Annotated in this window: 20 protein-coding genes, 2 tRNA genes and 1 riboswitch; of the genes, 9 read left to right on the top strand and 13 right to left on the bottom strand. The window is 72.3% G+C overall.

What is annotated here, in order from left to right; all coding sequences use genetic code 11:
• Positions 1-64: 64 nt before the first annotated feature.
• A riboswitch (cobalamin riboswitch) is annotated at positions 65-211 on the top strand.
• A 133-nt stretch (positions 212-344) separates the two neighbouring features.
• The gene (locus tag ACZ68P_RS04910; protein WP_471002715.1) at positions 345-2,723 is read left to right on the top strand and encodes a ribonucleoside-diphosphate reductase subunit alpha; all 2,379 of its coding nucleotides are present in this window, start codon (positions 345-347) and stop codon (positions 2,721-2,723) included.
• A complete protein-coding gene (locus tag ACZ68P_RS04905) occupies positions 2,723-3,739 on the top strand; it encodes a ribonucleotide-diphosphate reductase subunit beta (protein WP_471002712.1) in 1,017 nt (338 codons plus the stop codon). The genes ACZ68P_RS04910 and ACZ68P_RS04905 overlap by 1 nt, the downstream gene beginning before the upstream one ends.
• A gap of 69 nt (positions 3,740-3,808) precedes the next feature.
• On the opposite strand, the gene def is transcribed toward ACZ68P_RS04905, so the two are convergent.
• From def to ACZ68P_RS04865, 8 genes are all read right to left on the bottom strand, one after another.
• Positions 3,809-4,438 (bottom strand): peptide deformylase, encoded by a 630-nt coding sequence (gene def / locus ACZ68P_RS04900; RefSeq protein WP_365714511.1) that lies wholly within the window; start codon positions 4,436-4,438, stop codon positions 3,809-3,811.
• Positions 4,439-4,505: 67 nt separating this feature from the next.
• Entirely contained in the window at positions 4,506-5,486 is a 981-nt protein-coding gene (locus tag ACZ68P_RS04895; protein ID WP_471002708.1) for a tetratricopeptide repeat protein, read from the bottom strand.
• 79 nt (positions 5,487-5,565) lie between these two features.
• Positions 5,566-6,849 (bottom strand): HD-GYP domain-containing protein, encoded by a 1,284-nt coding sequence (locus tag ACZ68P_RS04890; protein ID WP_471002705.1) that lies wholly within the window; start codon positions 6,847-6,849, stop codon positions 5,566-5,568.
• Positions 6,846-8,276, bottom strand: coding sequence for an HD-GYP domain-containing protein (locus ACZ68P_RS04885; RefSeq protein WP_471002702.1), 1,431 nt, complete (start codon positions 8,274-8,276; stop codon positions 6,846-6,848). Before ACZ68P_RS04885 ends, ACZ68P_RS04890 begins: the two co-directional genes overlap by 4 nt.
• A 219-nt stretch (positions 8,277-8,495) precedes the next feature.
• Complete coding sequence (gene rsrA, locus ACZ68P_RS04880; protein WP_471002699.1) at positions 8,496-8,813, bottom strand: mycothiol system anti-sigma-R factor; 318 nt, start codon at positions 8,811-8,813, stop codon at positions 8,496-8,498.
• Positions 8,810-9,463, bottom strand: a complete 654-nt coding sequence (locus tag ACZ68P_RS04875) for a sigma-70 family RNA polymerase sigma factor (protein WP_365714534.1) — start codon at positions 9,461-9,463, stop codon at positions 8,810-8,812. The genes rsrA and ACZ68P_RS04875 overlap by 4 nt, the downstream gene beginning before the upstream one ends.
• A gap of 251 nt (positions 9,464-9,714) precedes the next feature.
• The gene (locus tag ACZ68P_RS04870) at positions 9,715-10,347 is read right to left on the bottom strand and encodes an alpha/beta hydrolase family protein (protein WP_471002696.1); all 633 of its coding nucleotides are present in this window, start codon (positions 10,345-10,347) and stop codon (positions 9,715-9,717) included.
• A 91-nt stretch (positions 10,348-10,438) separates the two neighbouring features.
• Positions 10,439-11,254: an SOS response-associated peptidase gene (locus tag ACZ68P_RS04865; protein ID WP_471002693.1), complete on the bottom strand. Its 816-nt coding sequence runs from the start codon at positions 11,252-11,254 to the stop codon at positions 10,439-10,441.
• Positions 11,255-11,355: 101 nt separating this feature from the next.
• Between ACZ68P_RS04865 and ACZ68P_RS04860 the strand changes: the two genes are divergently transcribed.
• The 4 genes from ACZ68P_RS04860 (at position 11,356) to ACZ68P_RS04845 (ending at position 14,902) form a co-directional block, all read left to right on the top strand.
• The gene (locus tag ACZ68P_RS04860; protein WP_471002691.1) at positions 11,356-12,042 is read left to right on the top strand and encodes a M50 family metallopeptidase; all 687 of its coding nucleotides are present in this window, start codon (positions 11,356-11,358) and stop codon (positions 12,040-12,042) included.
• 98 nt (positions 12,043-12,140) lie between these two features.
• Positions 12,141-13,469, top strand: a complete 1,329-nt coding sequence (gene aroA / locus ACZ68P_RS04855; protein WP_471002688.1) for a 3-phosphoshikimate 1-carboxyvinyltransferase — start codon at positions 12,141-12,143, stop codon at positions 13,467-13,469.
• Positions 13,470-13,472: 3 nt separating this feature from the next.
• Positions 13,473-14,486: a ribosome small subunit-dependent GTPase A gene (rsgA, locus tag ACZ68P_RS04850; RefSeq protein WP_471002685.1), complete on the top strand. Its 1,014-nt coding sequence runs from the start codon at positions 13,473-13,475 to the stop codon at positions 14,484-14,486.
• Positions 14,487-14,578: 92 nt separating this feature from the next.
• Positions 14,579-14,902 carry a DMT family transporter gene (locus ACZ68P_RS04845; RefSeq protein WP_365714501.1) on the top strand — a complete coding sequence of 108 codons (324 nt, stop codon included), beginning with the start codon at positions 14,579-14,581 and terminating at the stop codon, positions 14,900-14,902.
• Here ACZ68P_RS04845 and ACZ68P_RS04840 read toward each other — a convergent pair.
• Positions 14,868-15,515: a TetR/AcrR family transcriptional regulator gene (locus ACZ68P_RS04840; protein WP_471002682.1), complete on the bottom strand. Its 648-nt coding sequence runs from the start codon at positions 15,513-15,515 to the stop codon at positions 14,868-14,870. The two genes, ACZ68P_RS04845 and ACZ68P_RS04840, sit on opposite strands and share 35 nt — an antisense overlap.
• 106 nt (positions 15,516-15,621) lie before the next feature.
• Between ACZ68P_RS04840 and hisN the strand changes: the two genes are divergently transcribed.
• A complete protein-coding gene (gene hisN / locus ACZ68P_RS04835) occupies positions 15,622-16,422 on the top strand; it encodes a histidinol-phosphatase (protein WP_471002679.1) in 801 nt (266 codons plus the stop codon).
• 199 nt (positions 16,423-16,621) lie between these two features.
• Positions 16,622-17,023, top strand: coding sequence for a CBS domain-containing protein (locus tag ACZ68P_RS04830; protein WP_365714498.1), 402 nt, complete (start codon positions 16,622-16,624; stop codon positions 17,021-17,023).
• A gap of 63 nt (positions 17,024-17,086) precedes the next feature.
• Here the strand turns inward: ACZ68P_RS04830 and ACZ68P_RS04825 are convergent, their stop codons facing one another.
• The gene (locus ACZ68P_RS04825) at positions 17,087-18,556 is read right to left on the bottom strand and encodes a catalase (RefSeq protein WP_365714497.1); all 1,470 of its coding nucleotides are present in this window, start codon (positions 18,554-18,556) and stop codon (positions 17,087-17,089) included.
• Positions 18,557-18,723: 167 nt separating this feature from the next.
• Between ACZ68P_RS04825 and ACZ68P_RS04820 the strand changes: the two genes are divergently transcribed.
• On the top strand, positions 18,724-19,143 hold the full coding sequence (locus tag ACZ68P_RS04820; protein WP_365714496.1) for a Fur family transcriptional regulator: 420 nt from the start codon (positions 18,724-18,726) through the stop codon (positions 19,141-19,143).
• Positions 19,144-19,328: 185 nt separating this feature from the next.
• On the opposite strand, the gene ACZ68P_RS04815 is transcribed toward ACZ68P_RS04820, so the two are convergent.
• The 3 genes from ACZ68P_RS04815 to ACZ68P_RS04805 all read right to left on the bottom strand — a co-directional run bounded on the left by ACZ68P_RS04815 (position 19,329) and on the right by ACZ68P_RS04805 (position 21,737).
• Positions 19,329-19,402, bottom strand: a tRNA-Met gene (locus ACZ68P_RS04815).
• Positions 19,403-19,509: 107 nt separating this feature from the next.
• Complete coding sequence (locus ACZ68P_RS04810) at positions 19,510-21,456, bottom strand: tetratricopeptide repeat protein (protein ID WP_471002672.1); 1,947 nt, start codon at positions 21,454-21,456, stop codon at positions 19,510-19,512.
• Positions 21,457-21,663: 207 nt separating this feature from the next.
• Positions 21,664-21,737, bottom strand: a tRNA-Met gene (locus ACZ68P_RS04805).
• Positions 21,738-21,777 lie beyond the last annotated feature (40 nt).

Raw genomic sequence — 21,777 nt, 5'->3', positions numbered from 1 at the left:
CGTCCGCCCACCGGGTCCGGCTCGGGCGCTCTGACGCACCGACGACACAACATGTGGGGGGTGCTTCGAGGGGCGCCCCCCACATGTATGCTCATCTCGCTGTCCTCTCAGGGGAATCCGGTGGAAATCCGGAACTGTCCCGCAACGGTGTGGTTCGGGCGTATCCGTACGCCTGCCGAGTCCGAAGACCTGTGGACGGCGCGCCCGGTCCGTCCGTTCCGGGTGCCAGAGTCGTCCGGGCCTCGCGGAGTGGGCCGGTGGACACGGCGCGCGCCCGCCTGAGGGGTGCCCTCTGCCGTCCGCTTCCCGCCGCCGCCCCCGGGCCGAGCGAGGGAGAGCCCCACGTGACCATCGCGCCAGCCGATCCGGCCGCGGCGATCGAGAGCGACGGACCCGGGACGGTACTGCTCCGGACCCTGACCGACCTCACCGCCGATCTCCCCGACACCGACCCGGGCAGGGTCGCCGCCGCCGCGCTGCGCGGCCGCAACGCCGCCTCGGACGAGGCGGAGCTGCGGGAGCTGGCCACCGAGGCGGCCGCCGGTCTGATCGCCGAGGACCCGGCCTACTCCCGGCTCGCGGCCCGGCTGCTCACGATCACCATCGCCGACGAGGCCGCCGGCCAGGGCGCGGTCACCTTCTCCTCGTCGGTGGCCGTCGGTCACCACGAGGGGCTCATCGCCGACCGGACGGCCGAGTTCGTCCGTCAGCACGCCGCCCGGCTCGACTCCCTGATCGACGCCTCGGCGGACGACCGCTTCGGCTACTTCGGCCTGCGCACGCTCTTCTCCCGCTACCTCCTGCGCCACCCGATCACCCGCAAGGTGATCGAGACTCCGCAGCACTTCATGCTCCGCGTCGCCTGCGGCCTCGCGGAGGACCACAGCGCCCGCGCCCTGGACGAGGTGGCGGCGCTGCACGGGCTGATGAGCCGGCTCGACTACCTCCCCTCCTCCCCCACGCTCTTCAACTCCGGCACCCGCCACCCGCAGATGTCGTCCTGCTACCTGCTGGACTCCCCGAAGGACGAGCTGGACTCCATCTACGACCGCTACCACCAGGTCGCGCGGCTGTCGAAGCACGCGGGCGGCATCGGCCTGTCGTACTCCCGCATCCGCGCCCGCGGCTCGCTGATCCGCGGCACCAACGGGCACTCCAACGGCATCGTGCCGTTCCTGAAGACGCTGGACGCCTCCGTCGCCGCCGTGAACCAGGGCGGGCGGCGCAAGGGCGCGGCCGCGGTCTACCTGGAGACCTGGCACGCGGACATCGAGGAGTTCCTGGAGCTGCGGGACAACACCGGTGAGGACCAGCGGCGTACGCACAACCTCAATCTGGCGCACTGGATCCCGGACGAGTTCATGCGCCGGGTCGAGGCCGACGCCTCGTGGTCGCTGTTCTCCCCCGCCGACGTGCCCGAGCTGGTCGACCTGTGGGGCGAGGAGTTCGACGCCGCCTACCGCGCCGCCGAGGCCGCCGGCCTGGCCCGCAAGACGATGCCGGCGCGTGACCTGTACGGCCGGATGATGCGGACCCTGGCCCAGACCGGCAACGGCTGGATGACCTTCAAGGACGCCTCGAACCGGACCGCCAACCAGACGGCGGAGCCGGGCCACACGGTCCACTCCTCCAACCTCTGCACGGAGATCCTGGAGGTGACGGACGACGGCGAGACCGCGGTCTGCAACCTCGGGTCGGTCAATCTCGGCGCCTTCGTGCGGTCCGACGTCCGCGACGGGGAGGAGGCCATCGACTGGGAGCGTCTCGACGCGACCGTCCGCACGGCCGTCACGTTCCTCGACCGGGTGGTGGACATCAACTTCTACCCGACCGAGCAGGCCGGGCGCTCCAACGCCCGCTGGCGGCCCGTCGGCCTGGGCGCCATGGGTCTCCAGGACGTCTTCTTCCAGCTGAAGCTGCCCTTCGACTCACCCGAGGCGCGCGCGCTGTCGACGAGGATCGCCGAGCGGATCATGCTCGCGGCGTACGAGGCGTCGACCGACCTGGCCAAGCGCTACGGCCCGCTCCCGGCCTGGCGCAAGACCCGCGCCGCCCGGGGGGTGCTGCACCCCGACCACTACGACGTGGAGCTGCACTGGCCCGAGCGCTGGGCCGCCCTGCGCGAGCGGATCGCCACGGTCGGCATGCGCAACAGCCTCCTCCTCGCCATCGCGCCGACGGCGACCATCGCGTCGATCGCGGGCGTGTACGAGTGCATCGAGCCGCAGGTCTCCAACCTCTTCAAGCGCGAGACGCTCTCCGGGGAGTTCCTCCAGGTCAACGCGTACCTCGTGGACGAGCTGAAGCGGCTCGGCGTGTGGGACGCCCAGACCCGGGAGGCCCTGCGCGAGTCCAACGGCTCGGTGGCCGGCTTCGGCTGGGTGCCCGCCGAGGTCCGCGCGCTGTACCGCACGGCGTGGGAGATCCCGCAGCGCGGTCTGATCGACATGGCGGCGGCCCGCACCCCGTTCCTGGACCAGTCGCAGTCCCTGAACCTGTTCCTGGAGACGCCGACGATCGGCAAGCTGTCGTCGATGTACGCGTACGCCTGGAAGCAGGGCCTGAAGACGACGTACTACCTGCGGTCCCGTCCGGCGACCCGGATCGCCCGCGCGGCCCAGGCGACGCCCGCCGCCGCCACCCTCCCCGTCCAGCAGGCCGCCGACCCCGACGCGGTCGCCTGCTCCCTGGAAAACCCCGAATCCTGCGAGGCCTGCCAGTGATGAGCGCACACGACCGGAAGAACCTCCTCGACCCGGGCTTCGAGCTGACGCTGCGTCCCATGCGCTACCCGGACTTCTATGACCGCTACCGGGACGCGATCAAGAACACCTGGACGGTGGAGGAGGTCGACCTCCACTCCGACGTCGCCGACCTCGCGAAGCTGACGCCGGGCGAGCAGCACATGATCGGCCGGCTGGTGGCGTTCTTCGCGACCGGTGACTCGATCGTCGCCAACAACCTCGTGCTGACGCTGTACAAGCACATCAACTCCCCCGAGGCGCGGCTCTACCTCTCGCGCCAGCTGTTCGAGGAGGCCGTGCACGTCCAGTTCTATCTGACGCTGCTCGACACCTACCTGCCCCATCCGGAGGACCGCGCCGCCGCGTTCGACGCGGTCGAGAACATCCCCTCCATCCGCGAGAAGGCGCAGTTCTGCTTCCGGTGGATGGACTCGGTCGAGAAGATCGACCGCCTGGAGACGCGGGCCGACCGCCGCCGCTTCCTGCTCAACCTGATCTGCTTCGCCGCGTGCATCGAGGGCCTGTTCTTCTACGGCGCCTTCGCCTACGTCTACTGGTTCCGGTCCCGCGGTCTGCTCCACGGCCTGGCGACCGGCACCAACTGGGTGTTCCGCGACGAGACGATGCACATGAACTTCGCCTTCGAGGTCGTGGACACCGTCCGCAAGGAGGAGCCCGACCTCTTCGACGACGCGCTTCGGGAGCAGGTCACCGACATGCTGAAGGAGGCCGTGGAGGCGGAGCTGCAGTTCGGCCGCGACCTGTGCGGCGACGGCCTGCCCGGCATGAACACCGAGTCGATGCGCGAGTACCTCCAGTGCGTCGCCGACCAGCGCCTCCAGCGCCTGGGCTTCGCCCCGGTCTACGGCTCCGAGAACCCGTTCGCGTTCATGGAGCTCCAGGGCGTCCAGGAGCTGACGAACTTCTTCGAGCGCCGCCCGTCCGCCTACCAGGTGGCGGTCGAGGGCTCGGTGGACCTGGACGAGGACTTCTAGGCTCCCGTACGCGGAAGGGCCCCGCTCCTGTTCGGGAGCGGGGCCCTTCCCCGTGACGCGTCCGCCGGATCAGTCGTTCGGCACCGTCTCGTAGCGCGGGGTGCCCTCGGCCATCTGGCGCAGGGCGTCCTTGCGGTCCCGCTTGGAGAGCCGGTCGATGTAGAGGTAGCCGTAGAGGTGGTCCGTCTCGTGCTGCAGGCAGCGCGCGAAGTAGCCCGTGCCGCGGACCTTGATCGGGTTGCCCTGGGGGTCCTGGCCCCGGACCACGGCGTAGTCGGGGCGGCCCAGCTCGGCGTAGGCGGTGGGCACGGACAGGCAGCCCTCGTTGGACTCGTCCAGGACCCGCAGCTCGGTCGGGATCTCCTCCAGGACCGGGTTGCAGACGACGCCGACGTGGCGGACGCCCTCGTCGTCCATGCAGTCGTAGACGAAGACCTTGAGGTCCACACCGATCTGGTTCGCCGCCAGGCCCACGCCCTCGGCGGTCTTCTGGCTGGCGAACATGTCGTCGATCAGCGCCGCGAGCTTGTCGTCGAACTCGGTGACGTCCTTGCACTCGCGGTGGAGCACGGGATTGCCGACGACCGTGATCGGACGCGACGTGCCCCGCTCGCGGTGGGCGAGCTCGCGCGCCTCGCAGTCCTCCGTGTCCACGACGAAGCCGTCGTTGATCTGCTCGTCCGTCTCCTGCTGCGCCATGTCCGGCCGCGCCTTCCTGAAAACCCGATTCCGTCGGAGGACAGCCTACGGGCCCGTGGACACGGGCTCAGCAGACCTCTTCGAGATCCCGCCACTCACGGCTGTCCGGGCTGTCCGCGACCCAGCCGTCGAGGAGTCCGCGGACCAGGCCGACGGGGGCGGCGATACCGCACTCGCGTTCGGGGACCCACAGCTCCCCGGGCGAGCGGTGTCCCAGCGGGCCGGGGTGCCCCGGTTCGCTGTGGTCGTGGGGGTCCAGGTGCTCGCCCTCGCCCTCGGCGCTGGGCATGGTCGACTCGGAACAGGCGCGGCAGAGCAGCCGCACCGACGAGGACCAGTCCTCGGCGGCGAACCCGGCGTCGGCGGCGAGCTGCTCCAGGGCGTCCCGGTCCTCCTCGGTCGCGGCCTCCAGGAGGACCACCCAGGTGGGCACGGGGGACGGGGCCCACAGCTCGATCTCGTCGAAGACGGGATAGGAGGGGCCCGCGGTGGTGGTCCGCTCGCCGTTGGGCACGCCGTCGTGGAGGACGACCTCGCCCCAGCGCCGGCCGGAGGACGGCAGCGGGATGGAGAGCACCTCGATGCGCGCGGGATCGAGCCGGCGGCCCCAGACGACCTCCGCCTCGCCCTCCGGGGAGAGCCTCACGGCCGCGCTGCCCAGCTCCATGCCGGCCGGTTCACCGGTCCCGGCGGAGGCGCCGGGCACCTTCAGCCCGTAGGCCTGCCAGGCGCGACGGGCCAGCGGCCAGTCCTGGAGCGCCGTGGCGGCGATGCCGACGTTCCACCAGTCCGGGGCGCCGGTCTCCTTGTCGAGCAGCGCGACGGCGCGCAGCCCGGCGGCCCGTGCCTGTTCCCAGTCGTGCCGGAACTTGTGCAGCAGCGCCAGGTTGAACCAGGACTCCGAGAGCCAGGGCTCCAGATCCGCCGCGCGCGTCAGCAGCGCGCCCGCGTCCTCGTACCGGCCGTCGCCGATCAGCGTGAACGCGCGGTCGGTGGCCTGCCGCCACGAGGCGGAGGGCCGATGCCGTACCTTCCCGAAGATCCTCACGATTCCCGCCTGCCGGTCGTTTCACCCTCTTGTTCGCATCCAACCATGCCCGGTTGGACGCGCGCTCATTACCCATGGGTTACCCAGGAGGGGCGGGGGCGACGCCGCCGCGTGCCAGGACTCTGGCCAGGGACTCCACGACCTCCGGGTGGAAGTCCCGCGCGGTCCCCAGACGCAGGCGTTCCATGGCCTTCAGGGCGCCCCCGGCCCCGTCCCTCGACCAGTCGTCGTAGGCGTTGACCGTTCGGACGATCCGGGCGGGCAGCGGCTGCTCGCCGTAGGGGTCGGCCAGCCGTTCCACGACCACGGCGACGGCCGGCGGGACACCGGTCTGGCGTACGACGGCGCCGCCGAGCAGCGCTATCCGGCGCTGGTCCTCGGCGGGGAGGGGGGCGGTGGCTCCGTCGGGGACGGGGTCGAGGAGGGAGAGCTGGCCGATGTCGTGCATCAGCGCCGCGTACTCCAGAACGGTCAGGTCGGGCCCGGAGAGGCCCAGCTCGCGTCCGACGGCCGTACTGAGGGCGGCGACCCTGTGGGCGTGGCCGGGCGGGGTGTAGCCGGCGATCTCGGTGGCGCGGGCGAGGGAGGCGATCGTCTGGCCGTTCGTGGTCCGTACGGCGGTGTAGCGGCGGAAGGAGACCTGGGCGAGCAGCAGCGGGACGCAGAAGACCGGCAGCGCCCACAGGCCGGTGGCGGCCACGCCCAGGGCCATGACCGTGCCCGTGGCGCCGACGGCGGAGCCGATGCCGATCAGGGCGCGCAGTTCGTCGCGGAGCAGGGGGCCGTAGGGGGCGGGGGTGCCTCCCGTGCGCCGCAGGGCGCCCCGGGGGGCCGTACGGGCGCGGAGCAGCAGGGCGGCGACGACGGCGTCGCAGAGGGCGGTGAGGAGGAGGAGCAGGAGCAGGAAGAGCGCGTAGGAGGGGCCCCGGCCGAGATGGTGGGTGACCTCGCCGCTGTTGTAGAGCGGCTGGAAGCAGAGGGCGGCGAAGCCGACCGTGAGGATGCGCCGGGCGAGGTGGTCGAGGCCGGGGCCCTTGCCCCGGGCCACGTGGGGCACGATGCCGACGAGCCCGCCGGCGACGACGACGGCGACGGTCTGCGGCACCCCGTGGGTGGTGGGGACGCCGCCGCTCTCGCCGAGGAGGGCGTACGCGAGCGCTCCGGCGGCGGCGAGCGGCGCGGGCTCCCTCTCCCCCGGCAGGGCGCCCCAGCGGGCGAACTCGCCGAGGGCGATGAGCACGCCGAAGGCGAGGGCGTTGCCCGGTTCGGCGAGGCCGTACCAGAGGGTGGAGGCGAACGCGCCGGCCGTGAGCAGGAACGCCGATCCGTAGACCGCCGCGACGGTGACGCCCCCGCCCCTCACGCGCCGCCCCGGCGCCGGGGCGCGGCGTGCTCGGGGCCGGCGGCGTCACCGTGGCGGGCCGGGCCGGTGTCCGTCGCCCGGGCGGTGGCGGACCGGCCCTGGGGGCGGGGCGGCGGGAGGGCGGTTCCGGGGCGCGGCGGCTCGTCGGCGGTGACGGTGGTCTGCCAGCCGTGCCGGTCCAGGGCCCGCACCAGCGCCCGTACCATCCGCGGGTCGAAGTGGGTGCCCGCGCACCGCTCCAGCTCGGCCACCGCCGTCCCCACCGGCCGGGCGCGGCTGTAGGAGCGGGTCGACGTCATCGCGTCGAAGGCGTCGGCGACGGCTACCACCCGGGCGAACTCCGGAATCTGCTCCCCCTTGAGCCCGTAGGGGTAGCCGCTGCCGTCCATGCGTTCGTGGTGGTGCAGGATCGCCGACCGCGCCTCGCCGAGGAAGCCGATGCCCCGGACGATCTCGTGGCCGTACTCGGGGTGCAGCTCGATGACCCGGCGTTCCTGCGCCGTCAGGGGGCCGTCCTTGCGCAGCACCCGCGTCGGCACGCCCAGCTTTCCCACGTCGTGGAGGATCCCGGCGAACCGCAGGTTCTCCAGCCGCTCCTCCGCCATCCCCAGCTCACGGGCGATCAGCACCGAGGCCCGGCCGACGCGTTCGCTGTGCCCGCGGGTGTACCTGTCCTTGATGTCCACGGCCTGGACGAGGGCGCGGATCGTGGCCTGATGGGCGGCCCGTTCGCGGTGGTACTGGGCGAAGACCCAGCAGGAGATGTACATGGGCAGCAGGACGAAGAGGGCGGCGACGGGCCCGTACGAGCTGCGCCAGAGGACGGCCATCATCAGTCCGGCGAGCCCGTGGACCGCATGGGGGGCGAGCGCCCGGCCGAACAGCCCGCGCCAGGCGGTGCGCGGCGCGAGCCCCTCGGCCGTGGCCCGGATCCCGCCGTCCAGGGCGGTCATGACGAGGCAGAAGGTGAGCGCGGCCGCGCCGGCCGGGAGCAGGGCGTAGGGGAAGTCGGGGGTGTGAGGGCCGTTCCCCAGGGCCCGGTCGGGGCGCAGGGCCTCGGCGACGAGCGCGGCGGCCCCGACCGCGATCACCAGCTGGGCGGCCCGCCAGAGGCGGCGTACCAGGGCGGGGGGCTGGTCGACCCGGGCGAGGAGGGCGCCGGGCAGGGCCGTGAGGGCGGCGGCGGAGGGCGGCAGGAGGAGCGCGGCGGCCAGCAGGACGGCGAAGAAGGAGCCGGCGCCGGGCGGTCCGGAGCCGCCGGGCGGCCGGCGGCGCGCGGGCAGCTCGCAGACGGCGTACAGGGCGGCGAGCAGCGCCACCACGTCCCAGGGGGTCTGGGCGCCGGGGCGCAGCGCGGGAGCGCCGCACGCGACGGCGCCGAGCAGCGCGCAGCCGATGTACACGCGTGCCGCTCGCGGAATCACCATCACGCCCATCACCCCCGTCACGCTAGCGAGTCGGGCGGGCGGGAACGTCCCGCTGCCGCCGATTCGCACCATCGGGTGATACAAGCTGATATACGCGCGAGAGCCGCCGCGAGCGCGTCGCGGTGGCCCTCTCGTCGTCGTCCTGTGTGTCGGATGTGACGTGTGCGGATGTGCGTGTCGTGCGTTACCGCCGGGGCGTCGTTCCCCGGCGGCCGGGCGTCACTCCGGGGCGGCGGCCGACACGTCGGTCACGTCCGTCACGTCTTGTTCCGGAACCAGTTGACCCGAACGGATGAGGTCGATCCGGCCCATCACCTTGGCCCGCAGATCGGTGGGGACGTCGTCGCTGCCGCAGCAGCGCTTGACGAGCTTCTTCACCGCCTGCTCCAGGCCGTACTTCTCCAGGCACGGGGAGCACTCCTCGAAGTGCACCTCGAACTTGGTGCAGTCACTGTCGGGCATCTCGTGGTCGAGGAACTCGTAGAGATGATCCAGGACCTCTGAGCAGTCCGTCTCGTGCGGCTCTCCGCAGCTCATGAGCCCGAGCCTTTCAGATCGTTCGACTCTCCGGCGCCCGCGGGAACCAGCCCGCGGTCGCGAGCGTAGTCCTCGAGCATGCCGCGCAGCTGGCGGCGGCCCCGGTGCAGCCGGGACATCACCGTACCGATGGGTGTCCCCATGATGTCCGCGATCTCCTTGTACGCAAAGCCCTCGACGTCCGCGAGATAGACGGCGATGCGGAACTCCTCCGGGATCGCCTGGAGGGCTTCCTTCACGTCGGAGTCCGGCAGGTGGTCGAGGGCCTGGGACTCGGCCGACCGCAGACCGGTCGACATGTGCGACTCGGCGCGGGCGAGCTGCCAGTCCTCGATCTCCTCGGCGGCACTGCGCTGGGGCTCGCGCTGCTTCTTGCGGTACGAGTTGATGAAGGTGTTGGTCAGGATGCGGTACATCCACGCCTTCAGGTTCGTACCCTCGCGGAACTGGTGGAACGAGCCGTACGCCTTGGCGTACGTCTCCTGGACCAGGTCCTCGGCGTCCGCGGGATTGCGCGTCATCCGCAGCGCGGCGGAGTACATCTGGTCGAGGTAGCCGAGGGCGTCCCGCTCGAAGCGCGCGTTGCGCTCCGCGGTCGTCTCCTCGGGGCCGTCGTCGGTCCCTGTGTCGGTCCCAGTGACCGGACCCACCTCCTCCAGCGCGGTGGCGAGCCCGAGTGCGGACCCGCTCGTTTCGGAGGATAGACGAGGAACCGCTCCGCCCGCCGCCCGAATAGGGGCGATCTTGGCCGCGGGCAGGACCGTCCAGTCGAGGTCAGCGGCCTGCGGGCGCTGGGGGCAGATGGTCGAACCCATACGACGGACTCCCTCTTCCTTGCTCTCTCACCGATGTCCGTGACAACAGGGGTCCCCCCCTCCGCATTCCCGCCGCCCGCCCGGCGTCAGCGAAGTGACGTGGCCCACGTGGTGACTTCGGCCGTGAGGAGGGCGAGGGCCTCGTCCTGGCCGAGGGGCGCGCGCTTGGGGACGGCGAAGCCGTGATCTCCGTAGGGCACCTCGACGAGGCTGTACTCCCCTTCGGGGAACTCCCCGGGCTTCCCGAAGGGGTCGTTGCCGCCCTGCACGACGAGGGTGGGCAGTCCGGTGCCGAGGAGCTCGTCGGCGCGCGTCTTCTCCGGCTTGCCGGGCGGGTGGAGGGGGAAGCTCAGGGCGAGCACGGCCGCCGCGCCGAGCTCCGCGCCGGTGCGGCAGGCGACCCGGGCCCCGGCGCTGCGCCCGCCGGCGATCACGGGGAGCCCCGGCCGGGCGAGCGCCGGCCAGAGGCCGCGCCAGCCGGTGTCCAGCGTCCTGGGGGCGGGCGCGAGCTTCTTCCCCGCGACCCGCCAGGGCTGTTCGACCAGCGCCACGGTCACCCCGTGCGCGGGCAGCGCCGCGGCGAGGGCCACCAGGTCCCGCGCCTCGATCCCGCCGCCGGCACCGTGGCCGACGGCGAGGACCGTCCAGGGCTTCCTGCCGGGGTGCCAGGTGATCCGCGCGTCCCCGGCCTCGGTCGATACGATCTCGCTCTTCGTCACGTCCCCATCCTGCCGCCCTGCGGCGCCGGGGCGCGTTCGCGGCGCAGCGGCGCACCACGCGGTTCAGGGTTCAGGGTTCAGGGTTCAGGGTTCAGAAGAGGGTGGCGACCTCCGGCCCGTCCAGCTCCTCGAGCAGTTCCGGGCCGTTGTTGCGGACGTTGCTCACGGCGGTCGCCACCGGGTAGGCCCGCATCAGGCCCTCCGCCGGAGGGGAGAGCAGGGAGCGCACTTCCTCGACGTCGGTCATGCGCGGGTCGAGCCAGGCGTCCCAGCGGTCGGGCGTCAGCATGAGCGGCATCCGGGGGTGGATGTCGGCCAGCGACCGGGGGCCCTCCTCCGGGGCGACCCCCAGGGGGCCGGTCTCCGCCTCCGTGGTGATGACCGAGCACGTCACCCACCACGCCGCCGGGTGGTCGTCGGGCAGCGTCCGGTCACGCCAGAACTCGTAGAGCCCCGCCATCGCGAAGACCGAGCCGTCCGCCGGGGTCACGAAGTAGGGCTGCTTGCGGGGCCGCTTCTTCTTCCCCTCGACCTCCAGCTCCCGCTCGCCGGACCCGGTCACCCACTCGTAATAGCCGTCGGCGGGCAGGAGGCAGCGCCGCGCGGAGAGCGCCCGCTTGAACGACGGCTTCTCGTGCACCGTCTCGGCCCTGGCGTTGATCATCCGGGCCGCGCCCTCGGGCGTCTTCGACCAGGACGGGACGAGGCCCCACTTCAGTGTCCGCAGCTGGCGAACCGGCCGAGGTGATTCCGCGTCTTTCAGTGGACGCTCCAGTACCGCGTAGACCTCCTTCGTGGGGGCCACGTTCCAGTCCGGAGCCAAGGTCTCCTCGGGCTCCCACTTCTCGACCTCGAAGAGACCGACCAGGTCCTCGGGCCGTCGACTCGCCGCATACCGTCCGCACATACGTGCCACACTGCCACTCCCTCCCGTCTCCCGACCACCACCTTCCGACGACCGCGCCCCGCACCGGCCCCGTCCCCCGACCCGAGGAGCACGTCCCGCCCATGACCGAAGTCCTCGGCACCCAGCCCGCCCCGGAACTGTGGCTGGTGATCGTCACCGCCGTCGCCGCCCTGGTCGCCGTCCTCCCCAGGACGGCGTGGCGCCTCTCGCGCAACGCGATCACCATCGCCCACGAGGGCGGACACGGGCTGATCGCCCTCGCCACCGGCCGCCGGCTCCAGGCCGTCCGGCTGCACTCCGACACCAGCGGTCTGACCGTCTCCCGTGGCCGCCCGCGCGGCATCGGCATGATCCTGACCGCGGCCGCCGGCTACACCGCCGCCCCGCTGCTGGGCCTCGGCGGGGCCTGGCTCCTGGCCGACCACCGCATCACGCTGCTGCTGTGGGTGGCGACCGCCCTTCTGCTGGCGCTCCTGGTGATGGTCCGCAACGCCTACGGGATCTTCACCGTCCTCCTCACCGGAACGGCCTTCCTCCTGGTCTCGTGGCTGACCGGCCCGGACGTCCAGTCGGCGTTCGCGTACTCCGTCGTCTGGTTCCTGCTCCTGGGCGGGGTCCGCCCGGTCTTCGAGCTCCAGCGCAAGAGGCGCCACGGAGGCGCCCCCGACTCGGACGCCGACCAGCTCGCCCGCCTCACGCACGCCCACGCGGCGATCTGGCTCTTCTTCTTCCACGCCGTCTCGATCTGCTCCCTCATCGGCGGAGGCCGCTGGCTGCTGGGACTCTGAGCCGGGGCGCCGCCCGGCGGGCCGGTCCATCCGGCGGATCCCGTGCACCACGGCCGGTGTCGGGCCCCCGTCGGTGTGGGCCCCACTAAAGTGAGGGCATGACCGAAAGCTCCGCTCGTCTCGACCCGAACTCCGACCTCTGGACCGCCCCGTACGCGAGCGGAGCAGTCGACGCGACCGTCACCGTGCCCGGGTCGAAGTCGGTCACCAACCGCGGCCTGGTGCTGGCCGCCCTCGCCGCCGAGCCGGGCTGGCTGCGCCGCCCGCTGCGGTCCCGCGACACGCTGCTGATGGCCGAGGCCCTGCGCACGCTGGGCGTCCGGATCGAGGAGGGCGTCGGCCCGGACGGTACGGGCGAGGCCTGGCGGATCATTCCGGCCCCCCTGCGCGGCCCCGCGACCGTGGACGTCGGCAACGCCGGTACGGTCATGCGCTTCCTGCCGCCGGTCGCCGCCCTCGCCGACGGTCCTGTGCACTTCGACGGCGACGCCCGTTCGCACGAGCGGCCGCTGCACGGGGTGATCGACGCGCTGCGCGTGCTCGGCGCCCGGGTCGAGGACGACGGGCGCGGCGCGCTGCCGATGACCGTGCACGGCGGCGGCGCTCTGGACGGCGGCCCGGTGGAGATCGACGCCTCCTCCTCCTCGCAGTTCGTCAGCGCCCTGCTGCTCTCCGCGCCCCGCTTCAACCAGGGAGTGGAGGTCCGCCACGTCGGCGCGAAGCTCCCCTCCCTGCCCCACATCCGGATGACCGTCGACATGCTGCGGATGGTCGGCGCGCAGGTCGACGAGCCGGAGACGGGTGGCGAGCCGAACGTCTGGCGGGTCTCCCCCTCCGCGCTGCTCGGCCGGGACCTGACGGTCGAGCCGGACCTGTCCAACGCCCAGCCGTTCCTGGCCGCGGCCCTGGTCACCGGCGGCCGGGTGACCGTCCCGGACTGGCCGGCCAGGACCACCCAGCCCGGTGACGCGCTGCGCGAGATCTTCACCGAGATGGGTGGCTCCTGCGAGCTGACCGACGCCGGTCTGACCTTCACGGGGACGGGCCGGATCCACGGCATCGACGTCGACCTCGGCGAGGTCGGCGAACTCACCCCCGGCATCGCGGCGGTCGCCGCCCTGGCCGACTCGCCGTCCACGCTGCGCGGCGTGGCGCATCTGCGTCTCCACGAGACGGACCGGCTGGCGGCGCTCACCAAGGAGATCAACGAGCTGGGCGGCGACGTGACGGAGACCGAGGACGGTCTGCACATCCGCCCGCGCCCGCTGCACGGCGGCGTCTTCCGCACGTACCACGACCACCGCATGGCGACGGCGGGCGCGATCATCGGCCTGGCCGTCGAGGGCGTGCGGATCGAGGACGTGGCGACGACGGCCAAGACGTTGCCGGACTTCCCGACGATGTGGACCGAAATGCTCGGAGCCTGAGCCATGCGGCGTTACGGGAAGAACACCGACGAGGACGACATCCGCCAGCGGCCGAACCGCAAGGGCAACCGTCCCCGTACCAACATCCGTCCGAAGCACGAGGACGCGGTCGAGGGCATGGTCCTCACCGTGGACCGGGGCCGTCTCACCTGTCTGGTGGACGACCGCGTCGTCCTGGCCATGAAGGCGCGCGAGCTGGGCCGCAAGGCCGCCGTGGTCGGGGACCGGGTCTCCATCGTGGGCGACCTCTCCGGCGAGAAGGACACCCTGGCCCGCATCGTCCGGATCAGCGAGCGCAGCTCCGTCCTGCGCCGCACGGCCGACGACGACGATCCGTTCGAGCGGGTCGTGGTCGCCAACGCCGACCAGCTGGCGATCGTCACCGCGCTCGCCGACCCCGAGCCGCGCCCCCGGCTGATCGACCGCTGCCTGGTCGCCGCCTACGACGGCGGGCTCACCCCGCTGCTCGTGCTCACGAAGTCGGATCTGGCCAAGCCGGACGAGCTGCTGGAGATGTACGGGGCGCTGGGTGTGCCGCACGTCGTGACCACGCGCGACGAGTTCGTCGACGGGGTCGCCGCCGAGCGGGTGCACGAGCACCTCAAGGGGCGCACGACGGCGTTCGTCGGGCACTCGGGTGTCGGGAAGACGACGCTGGTCAACGCCCTGGTCCCGGAGGACCGGCGACGTTCGACGGGCCATGTCAACGCGGTCACCGGCCGCGGCCGGCACACCACCACCTCGGCCCTGGCGCTCCCGTTGAACGACGAGGAGGGGGGCTGGGTGATCGACACCCCGGGCGTGCGGTCCTTCGGCCTGCACCACGTCGACCCGTCCCGGGTCATCCTCGCCTTCCCCGATCTCGTCCCGGGGACGGAGAACTGCCCGCGGGCCTGCAGCCATGACGAGCAGGAGTGCGCGCTGGACGCGTGGGTGGCGGAGGGGCACGCCGATCCGGCCCGGCTGTACTCGCTGCGGCGGCTGCTCGCCACCCGGGAGCGACGCGAGGGTGACTGACTCGCGCACGTTTGCGGTCGGGTTCGGTTGGTAAGTGCATAATCGCACCAAGTGAGACGAAGCAGTCACCGACGGCGTGGGAGGCACTGACGATGGCGTGGCTGCTGGTGGTGTTCGCGGGAATCCTGGAGACGGGGTTCGCGGTCTGCCTGAAGCTGTCGCACGGTTTCACCCGGCTCTGGCCGACCATCGCCTTCGCCGTCTTCGCCCTGGCCAGTTTCGGACTGCTCACGCTCTCCCTGAAGAAGCTGGACGTCGGGCCCGCGTACGCGGTGTGGACGGGCATCGGCGCGACCGGCACGGCGATCTACGGCATGGTCTTCCTGGGGGACGTCGTCTCCACGCTCAAAATCGTTTCGATCACGCTGGTGATCTGCGGCGTCATCGGTCTCCAGCTTTCGGGTTCGTCGCACTGAGCGAGTGACGCACCCGCATCCGGGCCAGCTCCTCGCGGACCAGGCGCACCGGATCGGCCGGGTCCGGCGGCGCGACGACGCAGGACAGCGTGAGGCGCAGGACGATCTCACAGGAGCGCAGGGCCTCCGCCTCGTCCTCGGTCCGGCCCGCCGCGAGCAGCGCGGCGGCCGCCAGGTCCCTGGCCTGTCCGAGGAGCTCCGCCGGTGACGGCGGTCCCGCGTCGGCGCGCCGCTGCGCCGGGAGGGCGGCCGCCCGCGCCCGCGCCCGCGCCGGGCGGGGCGCCGGAAGCCGCTCGCTCCAGCAGCCGGTGAGCAGCGCCCGGAGCAGCGGGCGGGCCCGCGCCACGCCGACGGTCCACTCGGCGACCGCCGCGAGGTTCCGCTCGGGCGGGGCCGGGGCGGTGAGCAGCCGCTCGACGCCCCGGACGTACGCGTCGGCCTCGCGGCGCACGAGGGCGCGGGCCAGCCCCTCCTTGCTGCCGAACTCGTTGTAGAGGGTCTGCCGGGAGACGCCGGCGGCGGAGGCGACGTCGACCATCCTGACCGCGGACCAGGGCAGCCCCGCGAGCGCCGCGAGGGCGGCGTTGAGCAGGGCCTCACGGGCAGTAGGCATCGTCGCCTCCGGGCCAGAACGGTTCTGCGCTCAGAGTTGACGGGCGGCCACGCACTGTCAAGGCCTGTCGTGGGCCCGTGTCCCTCCGGCAGATAGAGTTTCGACCATGGCCGATTACCACGATGATCTGCGTCTCGCCCATGTCCTCGCTGATGCCGCCGACGCGGCCACCATGGACCGCTTCAAGGCCCTCGACCTGAAGGTCGAGACCAAGCCGGACATGACGCCGGTGAGCGAGGCGGACAAGGCCGCCGAGGAGCTGATCCGCGGTCAGCTGCAGCGGGCCCGGCCGCGCGACGCGATCCTCGGCGAGGAGTACGGCGTGGAGGGCACGGGCCCCCGCCGCTGGGTGATCGACCCGATCGACGGCACCAAGAACTACGTCCGGGGCGTGCCGGTCTGGGCGACGCTGATCGCGCTGATGGAGGCCGGCGACTCCGGTTTCCAGCCGGTGGTCGGCGTGGTCTCGGCTCCGGCGCTGGGCCGGCGCTGGTGGGCGGCGAAGGGTGCGGGCGCGTACACGGGGCGGAGCCTGACCTCCGCGAGCCGTATCCACGTCTCGAAGGTCGGGGAGCTGGCGGACGCGTCGTTCGCGTACTCGTCGCTGAGCGGCTGGGAGGAGCGCGGGCGGCTGCCCGGCTTCCTCGACCTCACGCGCGCGTGCTGGCGCACCCGGGCGTACGGCGACTTCTGGCCGTACATGATGGTCGCCGAAGGCGCGGTCGACATCTGCGCGGAGCCGGAGCTGTCCCTCTGGGACATGGCGGCCACGGCGATCGTGGTGCAGGAGGCGGGGGGGACCTTCACCGGTCTCGACGGGCGGCACGGTCCGCACAGCGGAAACGCGGCGGCGTCGAACGGGCTGCTGCACGGCGAGCTGCTGAGCTATCTGAACCAGAAGGACTGAGGCGGACGACCGACGGACGGAGGGGCTCCGAGGCCGTCGAGCCGGTCGCTTGATCGCCTCGGGCGCCCCCACGGGTGCCGTGCGCGCCCCCTTGTCGCCCGGGCCACCCGATGCAACTCTGAGAGTCCCCCCACTTGTGAACTTGTGAATCCGTTCTCGTTGAACGCGGGAACGAATCACCAAGGAGGTGGCTCCTTTCATGCTCGTCCGTGACGCCATGAGCACGGTGGTCCTCACCATCGGGCCCGCTCACACCCTCCGACAGGCGGCCCGGCTGATGTCGGCCCGACGCGTCGGTGCGGCCATCGTTCTGGACACCGACACCAGCGGCCTCGGCATTCTCACCGAGCGCGACATCCTCAACTCGATCGGCGCGGACCAGGATCCCGACCACGAGACCGCGGGCGCCCACACCACGAACAACGTCGTCTTCGCCGCACCCACCTGGACCCTGGAGGAGGCCGCGGAGGCCATGACGCACGGCGGCTTCCGCCACCTGGTCGTGCTCGACGGGACGGGGCCGCTCGGCATCGTCTCCGTCCGCGACATCATCCGGTGCTGGATCCCGGCGCACCGGCGGGCACCCTCACTGGCCGGCTAGCACACGAGAGGGCCGGACCCCCTCGCGGGAGTCCGGCCCTCTCCTTACCTACGACAAGCGTCCTCAGCCGCGCAGGGCCTGGACAGCGGCCTCGAGCCGCTTGCCGAAGTCACCGTCCGCCTGACGGAAGTTGTTGATCGCGCGCTCGGCGATATCGTCACGGGACACCTTGGCGATGAAGCCCGCCAGGTTCTCGATGAGACGGCCCTTCTCGTCCTCGGACATCAGGCGGTAGAGGTTGCCCGCCTGGACGAAGTCGTTGTCCTCGGAGTGGATCGGGGCGGCGTGGTCGCCGGTCACACCCGTCACCGGGACGGACTGCCACAGCGGGCGGTCGATCTGGTGCGGGCCGCCGAAGGAGTTCGGCTCGTAGTTCTTCGCGCCCTTGTGGCGGCCGTCGTACAGGAAGCCGTCACGGGAGTTCGTCCGCGCCTCGGTGGCGTGCGGGCGGTTCACCGGCAGGTGGTCGGCGTTGATGCCGACGCGGTAGCGGTGGGCGTCGCCGTACGCGAAGAGACGGCCCTGGAGCATCTTGTCCGGGGAGGGGCCGATGCCCGGCACGAAGTGCGCGGGGCTGAAGATCGACTGCTCGACCTCGGCGAAGATGTTCTCCGGGTTGCGGTTGAGCTCCAGCTTGCCGATCTCGATCGGCGGGTAGTCCTCGTGCGGCCACACCTTGGTGAGGTCGAACGGGTTGAAGCGGTAGTTCTCCGCCTCGGCCGCCGGCATGATCTGGACCTGCACGGTCCAGGTCGGGAAGTCGCCGCGCTCGATGGACTCGCGCAGGTCGCGCTGGTGGGAGTCCGGGTCGACGCCCGAGAGGCGGACGGCCTCCTCGGTGGTGAGGTTCTTGATGCCCTGGTCGGTCTTGAAGTGGTACTTGACCCAGAAGACCTCGCCGGCCTCGTTGTTCCACTGGAACGTGTGCGAGCCGTAGCCGTTCATGTGGCGGTACGAGGCGGGGATGCCGCGGTCGCCGAAGAGCCAGGTCACCTGGTGGGTCGACTCCGGGGAGAGGCCCCAGAAGTCCCAGACGTTGTCCGCCTCCTGCGAGCCCGTGTACGGGTCACGCTTCTGGGTGTGGATGAAGTCCGGGAACTTGATGGCGTCCTTGATGAAGAACACCGGGGTGTTGTTGCCGACGAGGTCGTAGTTGCCCTCTTCGGTGTAGAACTTCAGCGCCCAGCCGCGCGGGTCGCGCACCGCGTCGGCCGCGCCGAGGTTGCCGGCGACGGTGGAGAAGCGCAGGAAGGTCTCGGTCTGCTTGCCGACCTCGGAGAGGAACTTGGCGCGCGTCCACTGCGAGACGTCACGGGTGACCGTGAAGGTGCCGTAGGCGCCCGCACCCCGCGCGTGGACCACGCGCTCCGGGATGCGCTCACGGTTGAAGTGGGCGAGCTTCTCGAGGAGGAGCTGGTCCTGGACGAGGACGGGACCGCCGACGCCCGCCGTCTCGCTGTTCTGGTTGTCGGCGACCGGAGCCCCGGCCTCCGTAGTGAGCGGTCCCTGCGTCACGAGCGCCTCCTGCGTCATTCCTGCGTGTCCTGTCGTCGGCCGCCGGCCCCCCGATCACACGCCCGGAGGTGAACCACTTGGCCAATGCCGGGTTCGATCCTACGATAGACATTGTCTAAGTCAAGTGAACTTCCAAAGTCACACCCGTTCGGGACGGCGCTCCCCCGACTGTTAGGCTGGTCCTCATGAGTGACCTGTTGGAACGACTGCGCGGCCGCGGCTGGCGGATGACCGCGCAGCGGCGTGTCGTCGCCGAGGTCCTCGATGGGGACCATGTCCACCTGACCGCCGACGAGGTGCACGCGCGTGCCGTCGGCAGGCTCCCGGAGATCTCGCGGGCGACCGTCTACAACACGCTGGGCGAGATGGTCACCCTCGGCGAGGTCATGGAGGTCGCGACGGACGGCCGCGCCAAGCGGTACGACCCGAACGCGCACCGCCCGCACCAGCACCTGGTCTGCGGCCGCTGCGGCGCGATCCGCGACGTGCACCCGGCGGGGAACCCGCTGGCGGACCTCCCCGACTCCGAGCGCTTCGGTTTCACGATCTCGGACGTCGAGGTCACGTACCGGGGCATCTGCCCGAACTGCGCCACCTCCGCCTGAGCAGGCCTCCCGGGCGGATCTCCGCCCGGCACACGCTCCACCCGAGACACCGCGAAGGGCCCCCGACTCAGTTCGGGGGCCCTTCGCGCCGTCCGGCCCCTCTTCCGGCGCGCAGCGCTGCACACCCGCACACACGACGAAGGCCCGGATCCAGTGACTGGATCCGGGCCTTCGTCGCTACTGAGTAGCGGGGACAGGATTTGAACCTGCGACCTCTGGGTTATGAGCCCAGCGAGCTACCGAGCTGCTCCACCCCGCGTCGGTGAACACAACCTTACGGGACGCCCTCGACCAGCGCAAATCGCTTGTCCGGGCCCGGGCGGCCGGCCCGGAGGGGCCGCCCGGAGCCCGGAGAACCGGGCGGGATCAGGCCGTCAGCTCCTGGTGGAGCGCCTCGCTCAGCCGGGCGGCCCGCTCGGCCACCTCGGCGGGACCGAGCTCCACGGCGCGGGCGCACCAGCGGCGTCCCTCCGTCAGCTCGCCCCTGCGGGCCGCGAGCAGCGCCAGGCGCAGGGCCGCTCGCCCGTGTCCCGCGCGGGCCGCGCGGGTCCACCAGAGGGCGGCCTCCCGCTCGCTGCCCTCGCGCGCGAGGAGCAGCCCGAGGTTGAACGCGCCGTTACGGCTGCCCGCCTCGGCCGCCTCCCGGTACCAGTGCGCCGCCTCGGCCACGTCACCGCGTCCGGCGGCCAGCATGCCGACCCTGACCTGGGCCCGCCGGTGGCCCTGCTGGGCGGCCCGCTCGTACCACTCCTCGCACTCGCTCTTCTCCTCGCGGGAGGCGCCGAGCGCGGGCGGCCCCGGCTCGGGCCGCCGCGCGTCGAGCACGGTGGCGAGCCGGAAGGCGGCCTCGGGGCTGCCCCCGCCCGCCGCGCACCGCAGGTGCCGCTCGGCCGACTGCTCGTCGCCGTCGCGCAGGCAGGCGATGCCGACCTGGAGGGCGGCCTCGGTGTGCCCCGCGGCGGCGGCGCGCTCGTACCAGCTCAGGGCCGTACGGTCGTCGTCGCGACCCGCGTAGAGAATGCCGAGATTGAAGGCGGCGTCGACGCTGCCCGCCTCGGCGGCCTTGGAGAACCAGGGCTCGGCGCCGCCCGCGTCGCCCGCCTGGAGGAGCAGCACGGCCAGCGCGTTGGCGGCCTCGCGGTGCCCGGCGTAAGCGGCGCGGCGGTACCACTGCTCGGCCTGCTGGGTACGGTCCTGGGCGGCACAGAGCAGCCCGAGGTTGTACGCCCCGTTCACGTCGCCCGCGTCCATCGCGGCGCGGTACCAGCGCTCGGCGGTCTGCTGCTCGCCCCGGGCCGCGTGCAGTGCGCCGAGGGCGTTGGCGGCGTTTCCGTCGCCGTCCTGGGCAGCCCGCAGCCACCACACGGCGGCGCTCTCCTCGTCACCGGCGTCGCGCAGCAGGAAGCCGAGGGCGCAGGCGGCCTTGGCCTCGCCCTCCTTGGCCGAGCTGAGGTACCAGCGGCCGGCCTCCTTCAGCTCGCCCCGCTTCTCCAGGATCGCGCCCAGGTGCAACGCGGCCCGCCGGTGTCCGCGCGCGGCGGCCTGCCGGAACCACTGCTCGGCCTCGGCGAGGTCTCCCCCGGGCTTGGCGCCCGCGGCGCCGCCGGGACCCGCCCCGGGGCCCTCGCCCGCTCCCGTGCTCCCGCCCATGCCGTGCGGGGCCGTCGCCGCGCCCGTGCCCGCGGGGCCGGTGGCCGCCTCGGTGGCGCGTCGCTCCAGCGTGCGGGCCAGCCGGTAGGCGGCCTCGCGGTGACCCCGTTCGGCGGCGGACCGCAGCCAGCGCTCGGCCCCGACGTCGCTGCGGTGCTCCAGGAGTTCGGCGAGGGCGTACGCGCCGAGGGCGTGGCCCTGCTCCGCGGACTGGCGCAGCCAGTACTCGGCGGCCGGTTCGTCGCCGCGCTCCCGGTGGTGGCGGCCGAGCGCGTGGGCGGCGGGCGCGGAGCCCGCGACGGCGGCGACCCGCCACCAGCCGGCGGCCTCGTCGGCGTACCCGCGCTGGTGCAGCAGCACGCCCAGGTTGTTCGCCGCGGCGCGGTCCCCCTCGGCGGTGGCCCCGCGCAGGTACGGCTCGGCGCCGTCCAGGTCCCCACGGCGCAGCAGCAGCGCGCCGAGCACGCTCATCGAAGCGGCGTCGCCGTTCTCGGCGGCGCGCCGGTGGCGCGCCTCGGTCTCCGTCTCGGTCTCGGCGGTGGTGTCGACGGTCGCATCGGCGGCCACCGCCGCCTCGATGATGTCGTCCGCGGCATTCTTGGCGTGCCGCTGCACAAACCGCCCTGTCTCCAACAGAGTTGCCCTGTCCCCCATAAATCCCATCGTCGCACCACCCGCAACGCGCGTACACCTGGTATACCGCAGCCAGTGAGGTCACTTCAGCGTTTTGTCGACATGCCCACAGAGAGATAAGTCAAACACGTCTCACCCCAACTCGCCCTCTCTCACCCCCTCTTCAGGGACGCGCGCGGCGTCTGACGGAACACGACGAGGGCCCGGATCCTGATGGATCCGGGCCCTCGTCTTCAGTAGCGGGGACAGGATTTGAACCTGCGACCTCTGGGTTATGAGCCCAGCGAGCTACCGAGCTGCTCCACCCCGCGTCGTTGTGTCCTCAAGGTATCACGACGCGGGGTGGGTGCC

Source organism: Streptomyces sp. NPDC036822 (assembly GCF_055609145.1).
This window is presented reverse-complemented; position numbering and strand designations above follow the sequence as displayed.